12 protein-coding genes and 1 riboswitch are annotated in these 17,039 nt (G+C 66.2%); of the genes, 4 read left to right on the top strand and 8 right to left on the bottom strand.

Going from position 1 to position 17,039, the window contains the following annotated elements; genetic code table 11:
* Positions 1-361: 361 nt before the first annotated feature.
* Positions 362-877 carry a GtrA family protein gene (locus tag ACQP0C_RS11550; protein WP_433732931.1) on the top strand — a complete coding sequence of 172 codons (516 nt, stop codon included), beginning with the start codon at positions 362-364 and terminating at the stop codon, positions 875-877.
* 72 nt (positions 878-949) lie between these two features.
* Here the strand turns inward: ACQP0C_RS11550 and coaD are convergent, their stop codons facing one another.
* Genes coaD through ACQP0C_RS11535 form a run of 3 tightly spaced genes read right to left on the bottom strand, consistent with a single transcriptional unit; the run spans position 950 to position 5,451 of the window.
* The gene (gene coaD / locus ACQP0C_RS11545; RefSeq protein WP_433732930.1) at positions 950-1,435 is read right to left on the bottom strand and encodes a pantetheine-phosphate adenylyltransferase; all 486 of its coding nucleotides are present in this window, start codon (positions 1,433-1,435) and stop codon (positions 950-952) included.
* A 54-nt stretch (positions 1,436-1,489) separates the two neighbouring features.
* Positions 1,490-2,050, bottom strand: a complete 561-nt coding sequence (gene rsmD / locus ACQP0C_RS11540) for a 16S rRNA (guanine(966)-N(2))-methyltransferase RsmD (protein ID WP_433732929.1) — start codon at positions 2,048-2,050, stop codon at positions 1,490-1,492.
* Positions 2,047-5,451, bottom strand: coding sequence for a pyruvate carboxylase (locus tag ACQP0C_RS11535; RefSeq protein ID WP_433732928.1), 3,405 nt, complete (start codon positions 5,449-5,451; stop codon positions 2,047-2,049). The genes rsmD and ACQP0C_RS11535 overlap by 4 nt, the downstream gene beginning before the upstream one ends.
* Positions 5,452-5,810: 359 nt before the next feature.
* Positions 5,811-6,036, top strand: a riboswitch (cobalamin riboswitch).
* 158 nt (positions 6,037-6,194) lie between these two features.
* On the opposite strand from ACQP0C_RS11535, the gene metE reads away from it, so the two are divergent.
* Entirely contained in the window at positions 6,195-8,459 is a 2,265-nt protein-coding gene (gene metE / locus ACQP0C_RS11530; protein WP_433732927.1) for a 5-methyltetrahydropteroyltriglutamate--homocysteine S-methyltransferase, read from the top strand.
* A gap of 389 nt (positions 8,460-8,848) precedes the next feature.
* Here the strand turns inward: metE and ACQP0C_RS11525 are convergent, their stop codons facing one another.
* From ACQP0C_RS11525 to prpB, 3 genes are all read right to left on the bottom strand, one after another.
* Entirely contained in the window at positions 8,849-9,235 is a 387-nt protein-coding gene (locus tag ACQP0C_RS11525; protein ID WP_433732926.1) for a nuclear transport factor 2 family protein, read from the bottom strand.
* Positions 9,236-9,350: 115 nt separating this feature from the next.
* Positions 9,351-10,481, bottom strand: coding sequence for a bifunctional 2-methylcitrate synthase/citrate synthase (locus ACQP0C_RS11520; protein ID WP_433734511.1), 1,131 nt, complete (start codon positions 10,479-10,481; stop codon positions 9,351-9,353).
* A gap of 2 nt (positions 10,482-10,483) precedes the next feature.
* Positions 10,484-11,392: a methylisocitrate lyase gene (prpB, locus tag ACQP0C_RS11515; RefSeq protein ID WP_433732925.1), complete on the bottom strand. Its 909-nt coding sequence runs from the start codon at positions 11,390-11,392 to the stop codon at positions 10,484-10,486.
* 26 nt (positions 11,393-11,418) lie between these two features.
* Between prpB and ACQP0C_RS11510 the strand changes: the two genes are divergently transcribed.
* Entirely contained in the window at positions 11,419-11,634 is a 216-nt protein-coding gene (locus tag ACQP0C_RS11510) for a DUF1737 domain-containing protein (protein ID WP_433732924.1), read from the top strand.
* A gap of 8 nt (positions 11,635-11,642) precedes the next feature.
* Here ACQP0C_RS11510 and prpD read toward each other — a convergent pair whose 3' ends face one another.
* Complete coding sequence (gene prpD, locus ACQP0C_RS11505) at positions 11,643-13,166, bottom strand: 2-methylcitrate dehydratase PrpD (RefSeq protein ID WP_433732923.1); 1,524 nt, start codon at positions 13,164-13,166, stop codon at positions 11,643-11,645.
* Positions 13,167-13,316: 150 nt separating this feature from the next.
* Between prpD and ACQP0C_RS11500 the strand changes: the two genes are divergently transcribed.
* Positions 13,317-14,738, top strand: a complete 1,422-nt coding sequence (locus ACQP0C_RS11500; protein ID WP_433732922.1) for a short-chain fatty acyl-CoA regulator family protein — start codon at positions 13,317-13,319, stop codon at positions 14,736-14,738.
* 15 nt (positions 14,739-14,753) lie between these two features.
* On the opposite strand, the gene recG is transcribed toward ACQP0C_RS11500, so the two are convergent.
* Positions 14,754-17,036, bottom strand: coding sequence for an ATP-dependent DNA helicase RecG (recG, locus tag ACQP0C_RS11495; RefSeq protein WP_433732921.1), 2,283 nt, complete (start codon positions 17,034-17,036; stop codon positions 14,754-14,756).
* Positions 17,037-17,039: the final 3 nt, after the last annotated feature.

Here is a 17,039-nt window from a genome sequence, read left to right as displayed (position 1 = left end):
GCGAAATTTCCGCCGAGGCCCAGTGTGCCCCTCGTCACGGCTCGTGCCGAGTCACCCATCGGTGTGTCGTGCGGGTGTCTCCTACGCCACAAAAACAAGTGGAGGATATGTCTCCACTTGGTGTTACATTTATCCAGAAGGTCCGAGCAAGATCTTCTTAAGTGGTTCGCAGGCCCTGACCGGGACTGTGGGGATAGAGGAGGCCAACGGGCGGATTCCTTCCCTTCGACGATTGACTCGTTCCGATTGTTCAGTACATACTGAACACGTTATACGTGAGGAACGACTCGAGAGTCGGTGGAAGGTTGCGATGACCATCGCGGTTATCCGTACCGAAGGCTCGTGTGGGATCGGAAAGACAATGACCGTACTGGAACTACCGCGGACGGCGGCACTGCCGACGAGCAGTTTGTACACGCCGTGGGCGGGGCCGTACCCGGTCCTGCGTATTACGACGGCGGTTCGGTTCGCGCAGCTCATGCAGTACCTGCGTGGCGATCGGGCACTCGCCCAGTTGATCCGCTTCGCCCTGGTCGGCGGTTCCAGCAATGTTGCCTATGTGCTGTTGTTCTTCGCGATGCACGGCGTCGGCCCACTGGTCGCCAATATTGCCGGCTCGATCGTGAGCACCGTGATCGCCAATGAACTGCACCGCCAGCTCACCTTCCACGCGGCGGGCCGGGTCGGCTGGTTCACCGCACAGTGGGAGGGCGGCGGGCTCGCGCTGGTCGGGCTCGGCATCACCACCGCCGCGCTGGCCGCACTCGAGGTGTGGACACCCGGCATGGGCGGTACGTTCCAGGCCACCGCCATCCTCGCCATTACCGCCGCGGTCGGCGGCATGCGCTTCCTCGCCCTGCGTGGCCTGGTCTTCTGACTCAGTAGCAGCCCTAATACGATTCGCCTGGTCCCGAGCTTGGGACCAGGCGAATCGTATTAGGAGCTCCGCCTACGCTTTTCGTTCGGCCAGGCGATCGAGCAGGCGTTTGTGAACGGCGGGCGGGAGCATATCGGTGACATCACCGCCGTAGGCCGCCACCTCCTTGACCAGTGAGCTGGACAGGTAGCTGAAGGCCGGGTTGGTGGCGATGAAGAAGGTGTCCACGCCGGAGAGCTTCTTGTTCATCTGGGCCATCTGCAGTTCGTAGCCGAAATCGGTGGCATCGCGCAGCCCCTTGACGATCGCGCTGATGCCCTCCTGCCTGGCGAAGTCGACGGTCAGGCCCTGCCAGGACTCCACCCGCACATTGGGCAGGTGCGCGGTGGCCTCGCGCAGCATCTCCATGCGCTCCTCGACGCTGAACATGCCCTGCTTCTTGGGATTGACGCTGACGGTCACCACGACCTCGTCGAACTGCGCCGCAGCCCGAGCGAAGACGTCGATATGTCCATTGGTCACCGGGTCGAACGAGCCCGGGCACAACGCTCCTGCCATGCACAGACGGTATCAGGAGCTCCGATGGCCACCTCGGCCGCCGCGACGACGGAGTTACTCCGGGGCGAATTCGGCTAGCTCGATGCGGGTTTCGCCATATTTGCGCGGCTTCGCCGGGACATAGCCTGCGGGCCAGACGATCTCGGGTGAGCGGCTGGAGCGCTCCACGGCGACGAATGCGCCGGGCGCGAGCCAGCCGTGCTCGACCAACGCGCACAGGTCGGCGGTGACCGCGGCGGTGTCCACGTCGTAGGGCGGATCGGAGAAGACCACGTCGTAGGCCCCCGCACCGCCACCGGCCAAGACGCTGGCGACGGCTCCGATGCGGAGTTCGGCGCCGGGCAGCCCGAGATCGGCGATATTGCCACGCACGATCGCGGCGGCCTTGCGATCGGATTCGATGAGCAGGGCACCGGTGGCGCCGCGCGAGAGCGCCTCCAGACCGAGCGCGCCGGATCCGGCGTACAGGTCCAGCACCCGGACGCCATCGAAATCAATGCGGGCGTCGAGCGCGCTGAACAGCGCCTCGCGCACCCGATCGGAGGTGGGCCGGGTACCGGCGGGCGGGACGCGCAGTCGCCGCCCGCCCGCGGTGCCCGCGACGATCCGGGTCATTCCGCCGCGGACTCGCGTACGGCCAGTTCGACCAGCAGGTCACCACCCTCGACCTGCTGCACCTTGCCGATCGCGACCCGGCCGACGATGCCGGCGCGCGGTGCGGTGATCGCGGCCTCCATCTTCATCGCCTCGATGGTGCCGATGGTGTCGCCCGCCGCGATCGAATCGCCTTCGGACACAGCCAAAGTGACCACACCGGCGAAGGGCGCGGCGATATGGCCCGCGTTGTTCTTATCCGCCTTCTCCGCGGCCGGGATATCGCTGGCGATGGAGCGGTCGCGCACCGCGACCGGGCGCAGCTGGCCGTTCATGATGCACATGACCGTGCGCATACCGCGCTCATCGGGTTCGGAGATGGCCTCCAAGCCGATCAGCAGGGTGACACCCTTCTCCAGTTGCACGCGGTGTTCCTCACCGCGGCGCAGACCGTAGAAGAACTGGTTGGCCGACAGGCCCATGGTGTCGCCGTACTTCTCCCGGTGGGCGTTGAATTCGGCCGTCGGGCCGGGGAAGAGCAGCCGGTTGAGGGTGGCGCGGCGCTGTTCGGAGGTTCCGTCCAGTCCGGCTTGGTCCTCGACGGTCAGCGGTGTCTCCGGTTTGGCCGGACCGCGCCCGGCCAGTGCGCGACTGCGGAACGGTTCGGGCCAGCCACCGGCCGGGGTGCCGAGTTCGCCACGCAGGAAACCGATTACCGAATCCGGGATGTCGTAGCGGCCCGGATCGGCGGCGAAACTCTCGATGTCGACACCGGTGCCGACCAGCGCGAGTGCGAGGTCGCCGACCACCTTCGAGGACGGGGTGACCTTGACCAGGCGGCCCAGAAGTCGGTCCGCCGCGGCGTATTTCGCCTCGACCTCTTCGAAACGGTCACCGAGGCCGAGCGCGATGGCCTGCTGACGCAGATTCGACAGCTGACCACCGGGGATTTCGTGGGTGTACACCCGTCCGGTCGGCGCGGGCAGCCCGGATTCGAAGGGCGCGTACACCTTTCGCAGCGCCTCCCAGTACGGCTCCAGATCGCACACGTTCTGCAGGTTCAGGCCGGTATCGAATTCACTGTGCGCCGCCGCTGCGACGATCGCGGAAAGTGCAGGCTGTGACGTGGTTCCGGCCATTGCGGCGCTCGCACCGTCGACCGCGTCGGCACCCGCGTGCCAGGCGGCCAGATAGGTCGCGAGCTGACCGCCGGGGGTGTCGTGGGTGTGCACATGGACCGGCAGATCGAAATTACTGCGCAGCGCGGTAACGAGTTTCGCCGCCGCGGGGGCCCGCAGCAGACCCGCCATATCCTTGATGGCGAGCACATGCGCGCCCGCGTCGACGATCTGCTCGGCCAGCTTCAGGTAGTAGTCGAGGGTGTAGAGCGTCTCGTCCGGGTTGCTCAGATCGCCGGTGTAGCTCATCGCGACTTCCGCGATGGCCGTACCGGTTTCGCGCACCGCATCGATGGCCGGACGCATCTGGTCGACATTGTTGAGCGCGTCGAAGATGCGGAAGATGTCGATGCCGGTCGCGGTCGCCTCCGAGACGAATGCGCGCGTCACCTGCTCGGGATAGGGCGTGTAGCCGACGGTATTGCGGCCGCGCAGCAGCATCTGCAGACAGATGTTCGGGATCGCCTCACGCAACGCCGCCAGCCGCTCCCACGGATCCTCGTACAGGAAGCGCAGCGCCACATCGTAAGTCGCGCCGCCCCACGCCTCGATGGACAGCAGTTCCGGTGTCAGCCGTGCGACATGCCCGGCCACCCCGAGCAGACCGTTGGTACGCACCCGCGTGGCCAACAGCGACTGGTGCGCGTCGCGGAAGGTGGTGTCGGTGACGCCGACCGCCTGCTGCGCACGCAGCGCCTGCGCGAACCCCTCGGGGCCCAGGCGCAGCAGCCGTTGCCGGGAACCGTCCGGCGGGGGCACGCTCAGATCGATGGCGGGCAACTTGTCGTGGGGGTACACCGTGGTCGGGCGCTCACCATGCGGCTTGTTCACGGTGATATCGGCCAGGTAGTTCAGGATCTTGGTGCCGCGGTCGGCCGAGCCGCGCAGGGTCAGCAGCTGCGGGCGCTCATCGATGAACGAGGTGGTGACCCGGCCCGCCTTGAAGTCCGGATCGTCGAGCACCGCGAGCAGGAACCCGATATTCGTGGTGACGCCGCGGATGCGGAACTCCGCGAGCGCGCGGCTGGCCCTGGCCACCGCCGCGGACAGATCGCGGCCGCGGCAGGTGAGCTTGACCAGCATCGAGTCGAAGTAGGCGCCGATTTCCGCGCCCAGATTCGCGCCGCCGTCGAGGCGGATGCCCGCACCGCCCGGGGTGCGGTAGGCGGTGATGCGGCCGGTGTCGGGGCGGAAGCCATTGGCCGGATCCTCGGTGGTGATCCGGCACTGCAGGGCAGCACCGCGAATGGTGACCTTCTCCTGGCTCAGGCCGAGCTGTTCCAGGCTCTCCCCCGCCGCGATGCGCAGCTGGGACTGCACCAGGTCGACGTCGGTGATCTCCTCGGTCACCGTGTGCTCGACCTGGATGCGCGGGTTCATTTCAATGAAGACGTGGTTGCCGCGTTCGTCGAGCAGGAATTCGACGGTGCCAGCGCAGCTGTAGCCGATCTGGCGGGCGAAGGCGACCGCGTCGTTGCAGATGCGTTCGCGCAGTGCCGGATCGAGGTTGGGCGCCGGGGCCAGCTCGATCACCTTCTGGTGGCGACGCTGCACCGAACAGTCGCGCTCGAACAGGTGCATGACATTGCCGTGCTGGTCGGCCAGGATCTGCACCTCGATATGGCGCGGGTTCACCACGGCCTGTTCGAGGAAGACCGTCGGATCGCCGAATGCCGATTCCGCCTCCCGCGAGGCGGCCTCGATCGAATCGCGCAGCTGCGCCGGATCCGCGACCCGCCGCATACCACGACCACCACCACCCGCGACCGCCTTGACGAAGATCGGGTACTCCAACTCCCGCGCGGCCGCGAGCAGCTCCTCGACATCGGCCGACGGCGCGCTCGAACGCAATACCGGCAGTCCGGCCGCCCTGGCCGCCTCGATCGCGCGGGCCTTGTTACCCGCGAGTTCGAGTACCGCGGCGGACGGGCCGATGAAGGTAATGCCCTCGCGCGCACAGGCCGCCGCGAGGTCCGGGTTCTCGGACAGGAAGCCGTAGCCGGGGTAGATGGCGTCGGCTCCGGCGGACTTGGCCGCCTCGATGATCGCCTCGATGGACAGGTACGCCCGAACCGGATGACCCTGTTCGCCGATCTGGTACGACTCGGCGGCCTTCAACCGGTGGACCGAATTGCGATCCTCGTACGGGAATACCGCGACGGTTCCGATACCGAGTTCGTAGGCCGCGCGGAAGGCACGGATCGCGATCTCGCCGCGGTTGGCAACCAAGACTTTCGAGAACATTGAACTAAGGTACCCGGCCCGGAATGCTGCCCTGACAGGGAAGTCCTATTAGCAGGAATCTTCACAACCAGACCTAGCAGCCTTGCGAAGTTCTGTTCATACAGCCGACACATGCTGTGTTGAATTTGCCGCGCCTTCGCGCGGCGTGTTCGCGGCCCAGAAAGTCAGCATCGCGTAGCGATTCGATGAGGTGCTCGGGCGACGGGTTGGCCGCGAACCTCGCTCGTAAGACTCGCTCCGCGATGGTCTGCTGGGCAGTGAACATCATGCTCACAGGTATGCGATCAAACCCGGTTGCGCGCCCGCCTATGCTTGGTGTTGCAGCTGGTTCGCCGTGCGCAGACGAGATGGAGCCCCGACGTCGCGTCAACGGAGTCGAGTTCGCCCGCCGGAACATCGGTGAGCGGACGAGAGGGAACCCGGTGAGAATCCGGGACTGTCCCGCAGCGGTATGCAGGAACGACCGCCGTCATCAGCACTGGGCAACCACCCGGGAAGCGACGGCCAGTAGGTGAGCCCCGTAAGGGGTCGGCCAGAAGGCCCGTGCCCGCAAGTCCGAAGACCTGCCAGCCGTGTCGGATACGCCGTATCCGGCGGCCACCGCCTCGTGGATTGGGCGCGGACCCCCAGTGCTACCTGTCGGGCTCCATGGTTGGTTTTCCAGTCATCGGATTTCCGGCACGTCACTTGGTCTCCGTGAGCTCGTAGGGCGATGGTCTTCGATCTCAGCACTGGAGAAATTCGTGACTGTTTCGCATAATCCGTTCACCGCAACGGTTCTCGGTCTCCCGCGGGTGGGGCCGCACCGTGAGCTCAAGCGCGCCACCGAGTCCTACTGGGCCGGGCGCATCGACGCCGAGCAACTGCACGCGATCGCACGCGACCTGCGGCGCAACCAGCTGACCGAATTGCATTCGGCCGGACTCGACGCCATTCCGGTCGGCACCTTCTCCTATTACGACCAGGTGCTCGACACCGCCGTCCTGCTCGGCGCGCTGCCGCCCCGGGTGGCCGGAATCGCCGATCCGCTGGATCGCTACTTCGCCGCCGCGCGCGGCACCGATACGGTCGAGCCGCTGGAAATGACCAAGTGGTTCGATACCAACTATCACTATCTGGTGCCGGAGATCGGCCCGGAGACCACCTTTTCGCTGCACCCGTCGAAGGTGCTGGATGAACTGCGGGAGGCGCTCGCCCTCGGGGTGCCCGCGCGGCCGGTGGTGGTCGGCCCGATCACCTTCCTGAAGCTGGCGAAGGCGACCGGCGGTACCGCACTGGATCGCCTCGACGAGTTGGTACCGCTCTACCGTGAGCTGTTGCGACTGCTGGCCGCGGCGGGCGCGGAGTGGGTGCAATTCGATGAGCCGGTGGTGGTCACCGATCTGACCGTCGACGAGATCGATCTGCTACAGCGCACCTATGCCGAGCTGTCGGCCGCGGCGGATCGTCCGGCGCTGCTGGTGGCCACCTACTTCGGCAGTCCCGGCCCGGCCCTGACAGCCCTGGCCGAGACCGAAATCGAAGGCATCGCAGTGGATTTCACCACTGCCGCCGACGTCTCCGAGGTGGCCGGAGCACCAGCGCTCGCGAACAAACTGCTGGTCGCCGGGGTGGTCGACGGCCGAAATGTCTGGCGGGCCGACTTGGATCGGGCCCTGGCGACACTCGGCACACTGCTGGGTTGCGCGAAATCCGTTGCGGTATCGAGTTCCTGCTCGCTGCTGCACGTGCCCTATGCGCTGGCGCCCGAAACCGGCCTCGACGAGCGGTTGCGCTCGTGGCTGGCATTCGGTGCGGAGAAGGTCGCCGAGGTGCGCTCGCTCGCGACCGCACTGAGCGCTGGGCTCGACGCGATCACCGCCGAACTGGCCGCCGCCCGTTCGGCCCTTGACACCAGGCGCACCGATCCGAGGTTGGACAATCCGCAGGTCCGGGCGCGGTTGGCGGCGCTCGGTCCGGATGCGACCCGGCGGGCCCCCGCAACGCAGCGACGGGCGGTGCAGGCCGAACGGCTGCGCCTGCCGTCATTGCCGACCACGACGATCGGTTCGTATCCCCAGACCTCGGCGATACGGCTGGCGCGGGCGGCACTGCGCAAGGGCGAGATCGATGCGGCCGAGTACGTGCGCCGGATGCGCTCGGAGATCGCCGATGTCATTGCACTGCAGGAGAAGTTGGGACTCGACGTGCTGGTGCACGGCGAGCCGGAACGCAATGACATGGTGCAGTACTTCGCCGAACAGCTCGACGGTTTCGCCGCCACCGAAGCGGGCTGGGTGCAGTCCTACGGCACCCGCTGCGTGCGGCCGCCGATCCTGTTCGGCGATGTGGCCCGACCCGTGTCGATGACCGTCGACTGGATCGGCTACGCGCAATCGCTCACCGATAAGCCGGTCAAGGGCATGCTCACCGGCCCGGTAACGATTCTGGCCTGGTCGTTCGTGCGCGACGATCAGCCATTGGCGGATTCGGCACGCCAGGTGGCATTGGCGATCCGGGACGAGACGATCGATCTGCAGGCCGCCGGCATTCGGATCATCCAGGTCGACGAGCCCGCACTGCGGGAGTTGTTGCCGTTGCGCGCGGTCGACCAAGGCGAGTACCTGCAGTGGTCGGTCGAGGCGTTCCGGCTCGCGACCTCAGGGGTATCGGATGCCACCCAGATCCACACCCATCTGTGCTATTCGGAGTTCGGTGAGGTCATCGACGCGATCGCCGGGCTCGATGCCGATGTGACCTCGATCGAGGCGGCACGTTCGCATATGGAAGTGCTCGACGACCTCAACGCACGCGGCTTCGATCTCGGCGTCGGACCCGGTGTGTACGACATTCACTCGCCCCGGGTGCCGAGCGTGGAGGAGATCACCGCTTCGCTGCGTGCGGCGTTGAAAGCCGTTCCCGCCGACCGACTCTGGGTCAATCCGGACTGCGGGCTGAAGACCCGCGGACCGGTCGAGGTCGAGGCGTCTCTGCGCAATCTGGTCGCCGCCGCGGCCGCGGTGCGCTGAATATCTCGGCATCACTGAATAGCGCCCGCCCTCCCCGTGCGCGATGAGGGCGGGCGTATCGGCCGAGGACGCGTGGTCGACCGCGACCACCCGCTATCAACGAAATACACTACTTATCAATGCGATTCGGCCCCAGGAAACGGTCGCAACCGGCGGCGGGGCGGGTACCTGTCACAAACCTCACCATTGCGCACAATCGGCCGCATCCGTGACCGAGCGCCCAATCCCCGTCGCCAACCCGTATGACATCCCGAGCAACGATCCATAGGTAACCCCTCCTCATACGTCGCCATCAGATATCACCCCCGATGCCCTATTCGACGCACGCCCGGCCGGTTCGGTTCCCGATTCGCCAAAAGATCTTCCCGAGCCGACACCCGGCGGGAACGCTACTCGGGTGCGGCGTCGGCGCCGAAGGCTCGGTTTATGGCGGCCATATCGAAGTAGTCGCGCCAGGCGGTGATGGCACCGTCGGCGACTTCGAAGACACCCATTACCGGCAGCGGGGTGTCTTTGCCGAGGCCGCGCAGGGTGTCGGTGCGTTCATTCATAACGATATTGCCGGTGGCGACCTGGTGATGGATATCGAAGTCGATGGATTCGAAGGTGCTGAGGAATCCGGCGATGAACTCGCGGATGGCGGCGCGGCCGTGGATCGGCTCCATCGGAATGTTGTGGTAGACGGCGTCTTCGGCGAAGAAGGCGCTGATCCGGTCCGGGTCGGGATCGGCCCAGCTGCGGCACATGGCGGTGACGATATCGTCGGGACTCGGCATTGGTTTCGCTCGCTTCCTTGCGCCGATGCGATGGGCACATCGGTCGATTCGATCTCACCGATTACACCAAACAATCGCTTGGTTGAGGAGGGCTTCGCCGCGATCACCCGTCGAGTCAGTGCGCCGCCGCCCCCGAGGCCAGCAGTTCGCGCTGCGGCACCCCGACATATTTCGACAGCGGACGGATGAGGGCATTTGCGGCGGACTGCTCGATAATGTGGGCGGTCCACCCGGTAATACGACTCATCACGAAGATGGGCGTGAACATGTCGATGTCGAAGCCCATCAGGTAATAGGCGGGACCCGCGGGAAAGTCGAGATTGGGCTGGATGCCGGTGGCCTCGGCCATGGCTTGCTCCAATGCGGTATACATGCGCAGCCAGCGGTGGCCGCCGGTCACCTCGGCTACTCGAGCGAGGGCATCGCGCATTGTCGGCACCCGCGAGTCGCCGTTCTTATACACGCGATGCCCGAACCCCATCACCATCTGTTTGCCGGATAGCTTGGCGCGCAACCACTCCGCAGCGCGTTCGGGGTCACCGATCTCCAGCATCATGTGCATGACGGCCTCATTGGCACCACCGTGTAGCGGACCCTTGAGCGCACCGATCGCCGCGGTAATCGCGCTGTACATATCCGAGCGAGTCGAAGTCACCACCCGCGCGGCGAACGTGGATGCGTTGAAACTGTGCTCCGCGTATAGGATCAGTGAAGTCTCGAAGGCGCGCACGATGCGCGGATCCGGCACCTTTCCGAAGCACATATTCAGAAAGTTCTCCGCGAAGCCCAGCTGTGCGTGCGGCGCAATGGGATCCAGCCCATGGCGGCGGCGCATATCGGCGGCGATCACCGTGGGCAGGGCCGCGGTCAGTCGCAGCGACTTCGCCAGCAGCGCCCGATCATCTTGCGCGGCATCGAGATCCGGATCCTGTGCGCCGAGGTAGCTGACCACCGTCCGGACCACATCCATCGGATGACAGTTGTCCGGCAGCTTCTCGATCAGCGACAAGATCGACCGATCTACCCGCCGCTGCGCCCGTTCACGCTGGCACAGCAGTTGGAGCTGGGCGGCATCGGGCAGTTCGCCGTACCACAGCAGATACGCGACTTCCTCGAAACCGCAGTGCCGCGCCAGATCCTGCACCGCATAGCCGCGATAGGTCAGCGAATTGGTCTCGGGCACCACCTTGGAGATGCTGGTGGTATCGACCACCACCCCGGCCAAGCCCTTCTTGATATCGGTCATGGTCACTCGCTCACGGTGAAATTGAAGATTCCGGAATCGAAGTCGTTGTACTGCTGGTAATCCAGTAATTCGTAGAGTCGCGCCCGGTGCTGCATCTGCCGCACGATCCCGGACTGCGTTCCGGTGTCGGCGATTTCACGCAGACCGCGCTCGACCGCGTACATCGCCAAGCGCAACGTGGTCACCGGATAGATAACGGCGTTATAGCCGAGATCGGCCAGCGTGGGTGCGGACAGCAACTCCGACTTGCCGAACTCGGTCATATTCGCGAGCAACGGAATATCGACCGCCGCACGGAACTTCGCGAATTCGTCCGCATCGGCCAGCGCCTCGGTGAAGATCAGATCCGCACCGGCGTCGGCATATGCCCTGGCCCGGTCGATCGCCGCGGCCAGCCCTTCGGTCCCCCGCGCATCGGTGCGCGCGCAGACGACGAAGTTCGGGTCACGCCGGGCCGCGACCGCGGCGCGCAGGCGGCGAACCATCTCGGCAACCGGAACCACCGCCTTGCCGTCGAGATGGCCACAGCGCTTGGGATTCACCTGATCCTCGATGTGGCAGCCCGCCAACCCGGCATCTTCCAACAGGGTCACCGTGCGCGCGGCATTCATCGGCTCGCCGAATCCGGTATCGGCATCGATCAGCACCGGCAGATCGGTCACCCTCGCGATCTGCTGTCCCCGCGCGGTCACCTCGGTGAGCGTGGTCAGCCCGATATCCGGGAGCGCGAGTTCGGCGGAAACCACCGCTCCGGAGACATAGACACCCTCGAAGCCGAGCTGCTGAATCAGCTTGGCCACCAGCGGATTGAATGCCCCGGGCCAGCGCTGGATCCGCCCGGAGACCAACCCGGCCCGCAGCGCCGCACGCTTATCGGACGCACTCGTCGCCGCGACCAGCAGTCCGGTCACCGCGACCGCCGCCTTAGGCTGGGTTCATGAGCGATTCGAGGAAAGGTGGTGGCCGGGTGTCGGGTGGGACCGAGGATCGTCCGCTGCGCTACCGGCTGATCACCGGCGTCGACGACGCCACCTTCTGCGAGCGGATCAGTGGCCTGCTCGATCAGGGTTACCGGCTGCACGGATCGCCCGCCGTCACGTTCAACGGCACCGAGGTGATCGCCGCGCAGGCGCTGGTCTGGGGCCAGGAGTAAGGCGAGCATCAGAAGATCCCCTCCGGCGCCATCGGCGCCCGCCCGAGAACCTCGGGCGATACGGTGAACGTCAGCTGATCCAACTCACCGGCGGCCAATGCTGGCGTGCGCTGCACCGCATCGAGGAAGCGCTGCTGCTCCGCGGGATCGATGACACCGTCGGCGAGGGTTCGGAACTTCGCGAGGTACTGCTCGCGGGTGAACGGCCGCGCGCCGAGCGGATGCGCATCGGCGACGGCGAGTTCGTCGATGATCGTTTCGCCGCTTTTCAGGGTCACGACCGCCCGTGCCCCGAAGGCCTTTTCATTCGGATCGATCGCGTGATAGCGGCGGGTCCACTCCGGATCCTCGACGGTCGAGATCTTGCGCCACAGCGCGACGGTATCCGCCCGACGTGCGCGCTCGGGCGCATACGACCGCTCGTGATGCCAGCCGCCGTCTTGCAGCGCGACGGCGAAGATATAAGGAACGGAATGGTCGAGCGTCTCCCGACTCGCCCGCGGATCGAACTTCTGCGGGTCACCGGATCCGGTGCCGATCACCACATGCGTGTGCTGACTGGTGTGCAGGACGATGGTGGCGATCTGATCGAGATCGCCTATGCGCGAACGCATTCGGCGCGCGAGATCAATGGGCGCCTGACTCTGGTACTCGGCCGAATGCTCTTTGGTGTAGCTGTCCAGGATCGCGCGCTTGGCTTCGCCCGGACTCGGCAGCGGTACCTGGTATTCCGCGTCCGGCCCGCCGAGCAGCCAGGCGATGACGCCGTCCGCGCCCTCCCAGATCGGCGCGGGCGCACCCTCACCGCGCATGGCGCGATCCACCGCCTCCACCGCCATCTTCCCGGCGAATGCGGGGGCATAGGCCTTCCAGCTGGAGATTTCGCCCTTGCGGGATTGCCGGGTCGCGGTCGTGGTGTGCAGCGCCTGCCCGATCGCCTGATAAATCGTCTCGGTGTCGAGCCCGAGTAGCGTCCCGATGCCCGCGGCGGCGGACGGACCGAGGTGGGCGACGTGATCGATCTTGTGCTCGTGCAGGCAGATTCCGCGCGCCAGGTCGATCTGGATCTCGTAACCGGTGACCAGGCCACGGATCAGCTCGGCGCCACTGCGTCCGGTGTGCTGGGCCACCGCCAGAATCGGCGCGATGTTATCGCCCGGATGCGAGTACTCGGCGGCGAGGAAGGTGTCGTGAAAGTCGAGTTCGCGCACCGCGACTCCGTTGGCCCACGCGGCCCACTCCGGCGACACCCGGTCGGCAGCGGACAGCCCGAAAACGGTGGCACCCGCCCGACCCGGCCGCGGCGTGTACGGCTGCGCGAGTGCCTGTGCCCGCGCGCTGGCCACCGGGCGGCGGACCAGCGCGGCCGCGGCGACGGCCGCATTGTCGATGATGCGGTTCACGATCATCTCGGTCACCTCGGCGCTCACCTCGACCGGATCGGCGGCGACCTCGGCAATCTTGGCGGCCAGATGTTCCGAGCGCGGAAAGTCCTCCGCGGCGCCCCGGGCGCGTACGATGTGTGTCTTCATCCATCCTCCGGTTCCGTACGGCGGGCCACTGCCCACTTCGCACGCTACGCAGGATTGATCGACGGCAAAATCCCTTGCAACAGCAGATTTCTGCGGGCAAGAATCACGCATTTTGCGATGTTTGCAAATTCCGAGGGCTACCATCTTGCGGTGCGCAAGATGTACGCGGGCGCCCGACTGAGACGGTTGCGCGAAGAGCGGCGGATGACCCAGGCGGCACTGGCGAAATCGCTCGATCTATCGCCCAGCTACCTCAACCAGCTCGAGCGCGACCAGCGACCGCTCACCATCCCGGTGTTGCTCAAGCTCAACTCCACCTTCGACCTCGACGTGCAGTTTTTCGCCGCCGACTCCGATGCCCGCTTGGTATCGGATCTGCACGAGGTGCTGGTGGACGCGGCGGGCGGCGATAGCGCGCCGCCGACCGAGGTCGAGGAGCTCGCGACGCGACTACCGGAGGTCGCCCGGATCGTCGTCGCGATGCATCGGCGACTGCGCGCCGCGACCGATCAACTCGATCTGCTCTCCGCCCGGGTGGCCGCGCCGACCGGCGCTCCCGGTGTGCCCATGCCGTACGAGGATGTGCGGGACTTCTTCTACGACCACCACAATCACATCGCGCAACTCGATCACGCGGCCGAACAGCTCTTCGAGGAGTGCGGCCTGAGCATCGGCTCGCTCGATCGGCAACTCGCCAGGGTGGCCGAGGAGCGCGCCGGAGTGACCGTGCTGGTGCGCGGTGATGGCGCGGATCCGTCCATCCCGAAACGGCATTACGATCCGGAAAGCCGCACCCTGACCCTGGCGCGGCGGCTGCGTCCCGGGCAGCGTGCCTTCCAGATTGCCACCACGCTCGGATTTCTGTTGTACGGCAAGGACCTGGACGCCGTACTGGCCGAGACACCATCGCTCATCGGCGAATCCCGGACGCTGGCGCGGATCGGGTTGGCCAACTATTTCGCGGGCGCGCTGGTGCTGCCCTACGGGCGCTTCCTGCGGTCGGCCGAGGAGCTGCGCTACGACATCGATCTGCTCGGTTTGCGTTTCGAGGTCGGCTTCGAGACCATCTGCCACCGGTTGAGCACCTTGCAGCGGCAGGGGCAGCGCGGCGTTCCATTCTTCCTCGTCCGCACCGACCGCGCGGGCAATATCTCGAAGCGCCAGTCCGCCACCGCATTCCACTTCTCCCGAGTCGGCGGCAGCTGCCCGCTCTGGGTGGTGCACGAGGCCTTCGCGAATCCCGGCCGCATCCTGACCCAGATCGCCGCGATGCCCGACGGCCGCCGCTACCTGTGGATCGCCCGCACCGCACTGGCGGCACCGCACGGATTCGGCACGGCCACAAAGGATTTCGCCATCGGCCTGGGCTGCGATATCGAATACGCGGACCGGCTGACTTATTCCACCGGCCTGCATCTGGACAATCCCGCCGCCGCGGTGCCGATCGGTGCGGGCTGCAAGGTCTGTGAGCGCCCCTCGTGCCCCCAGCGCGCGTTCCCGCAGATCGGCAGTCCGCTCGCGATCACCGAACATTTGAGTATCGATCTGCCCTATCCGCGGATCGGACGCTGACCGACCAGCTCGAAATCAGGATTTGGCCAGGTATTCGATGCGTTCGGAGTCGACGGCGGCGCGCATCATGCTCGCCAACCCGGAATGCTTGCGCAGACCGGGGTCGGCTTCGACGACCTCGCGCGCGAGTTCCTGTGCGGCGGTGATGACCTCGAGGTCATCGAGCAGGGAGAGCAGCCGCAGTGAGCGCGCGGTACCGGATTGGGCGGCGCCGAGCACATCGCCTTCGCGGCGTTGGCGCAGGTCGAGGACCGCGAGTTCGAAACCGTCGGTGGTGGCGGCGACCGCGTCGAGGCGGGCCATGGCGGTGCCGGTGGGACCGGTGTCGGTGATGAGCAGGCACAGGCCGGGATGTTCGCCACGGCCGATCCGCCCGCGCAGCTGATGGAGCTGGCTGACGCCGAAGCGGTCCGCGTCCACAATGACCATGACGGTCGCGTTCGGAACGTCGACGCCGACCTCGACGACGGTGGTGCAGATCAGCACATCGATATCACCATCGTTGAATGCCCGCATCACCTGGTCTTTTTCATCGGTCGGCAGCCTGCCGTGCAGTAGACCGACCCGGACGTTCGCCAATGGGCCGGTGCGCAGCATGTCGAAGACCTCGACGGCCGCGGCGGTGGTCGGACCCTCCTGCTCCGCCCCGTCTTTCGACCTGCCGGACTTCTTGCCGTTGCGGCTCTTGCCGTTCTCCTCGTCGTCGCCGATGCGCGAGCACACCACATAGGCCTGCCGCCCGGCCGCGACCTCCTCCAGGATGCGCTCCCAGGCGCGGTCCACCCAGTTCGGATGCTGTTTGCGTGGTACCACCTTCGATACGATCGGTGAGCGGCCCCGGGGTAGCTGGGTGAGGGTCGAGGTCTCCAGATCGCCGAGGGTGGTCATGGCGATGGTCCGGGGTATCGGGGTCGCGGTCATGACGAGCAGATGCGGGCTGGCACCGGCTTTCGCCTTGGCGCGCAACGCATCCCGCTGCTCGACGCCGAACCGGTGCTGTTCGTCGACGATTACCATGCCCAGATCGAAGAACTCCACCGCGTCCTGGATCAATGCGTGCGTACCGATGACGATGCCCGCCTCGCCGGTGACCGCGTCGAGCAGTGCGGCCTTCTTCGCCGATGCCGACATCGAGCCCGTCACCAGCACCACCTTGGTCGCCTGGTCGGCGGCGCCGAGTTCACCGGCGGTGCCGAGATCGCCGAGCATCGCGCGCAGTGACCGATAGTGCTGGGCGGCAAGGACTTCCGTCGGCGCGAGCAGTGCGCACTGCTGTCCGGCGTCGACCACCTGCAACATCGCGTGCAGCGCGACGATCGTCTTGCCCGAGCCCACCTCACCCTGCAGCAGTCGGTGCATCGGATGGCTGCGCGCGAGATCGTCGGAGATCTCCGCGATCACCTGCCGCTGGCCCTGCGTCAGTTCGAAGGGCAGGCGGGTGTCGAAAGCCGCCGCGATACCGTCGGATCGCGGCGGACACGGTCGGGCCGTGCGCCCCTGCGCATCGTGTCGCCGCTCGGCGAGCACCAGCTGCAGGGCCAGCGCCTCGTCGAAACGCAAACGCTCCCTTGCCTGTTCGATATCGGATTTGCGCTCGGGCAGGTGGATCAGCCGCAGCGCGTCGGAGACCTTCAGCAGGCCGCGATCCGCGCGCAGCTCGCTCGGCAGCGGATCGTCGATCGGATCGAGCTGATCGAGCACCTGCCGGACACAGGCCAGCAGATCCCAGCTCTGCACCTTGGCCGTCGCCGGATACACCGGAATGAATTCCCGTTCGAAGAACGAGACATCCACTCCCTCTTTACCTTTCGCACTCTGCGCCAGTCCGCGCAGCGCACCGCCGCCGCGCACCGAGGTGAGGTTCTCGATCGAGCCCTCTTCCTTGTCGGGCAGGATCAGATAATCGGGATGCGACAGGTTCCAGCGGTCCGGCCGCCACCAGTGCACGGTGCCCGACATCATCGCCCGGACACCTTCGCGGACAAGGTAACTCACCTTGTCGCCATTGAAGAAGGTGATATCGATCGGGGCCACCGAACCGGTATCGAGGGCCACCTTGAGCAGTCTGCCCCTGCGGTTCTTCATCGGCCGCAGTTCGGTTTTCGTCACCCGGCCGATGACGGTGATGTGCGCACCCTCTTCCGGCTGCTCCTGGGTGAGCGGCTGCCCCTGGGTGGCATAGCGTAATGGGTAGTGCCGCAACAGATCCTCGACGGTGTGCATGTCGAAGGCGTCGGCCAGCGGCTCGGCCGCCTTGACGCCGAGCAGGTGGTCCAGCCGATCACTGAATGTCGCCATATC

Origin of the sequence: Nocardia sp. CA-129566, assembly GCF_050956075.1 — a bacterium.
In the GTDB taxonomy this organism is placed as follows: domain Bacteria; phylum Actinomycetota; class Actinomycetes; order Mycobacteriales; family Mycobacteriaceae; genus Nocardia.
This window is presented reverse-complemented; position numbering and strand designations above follow the sequence as displayed.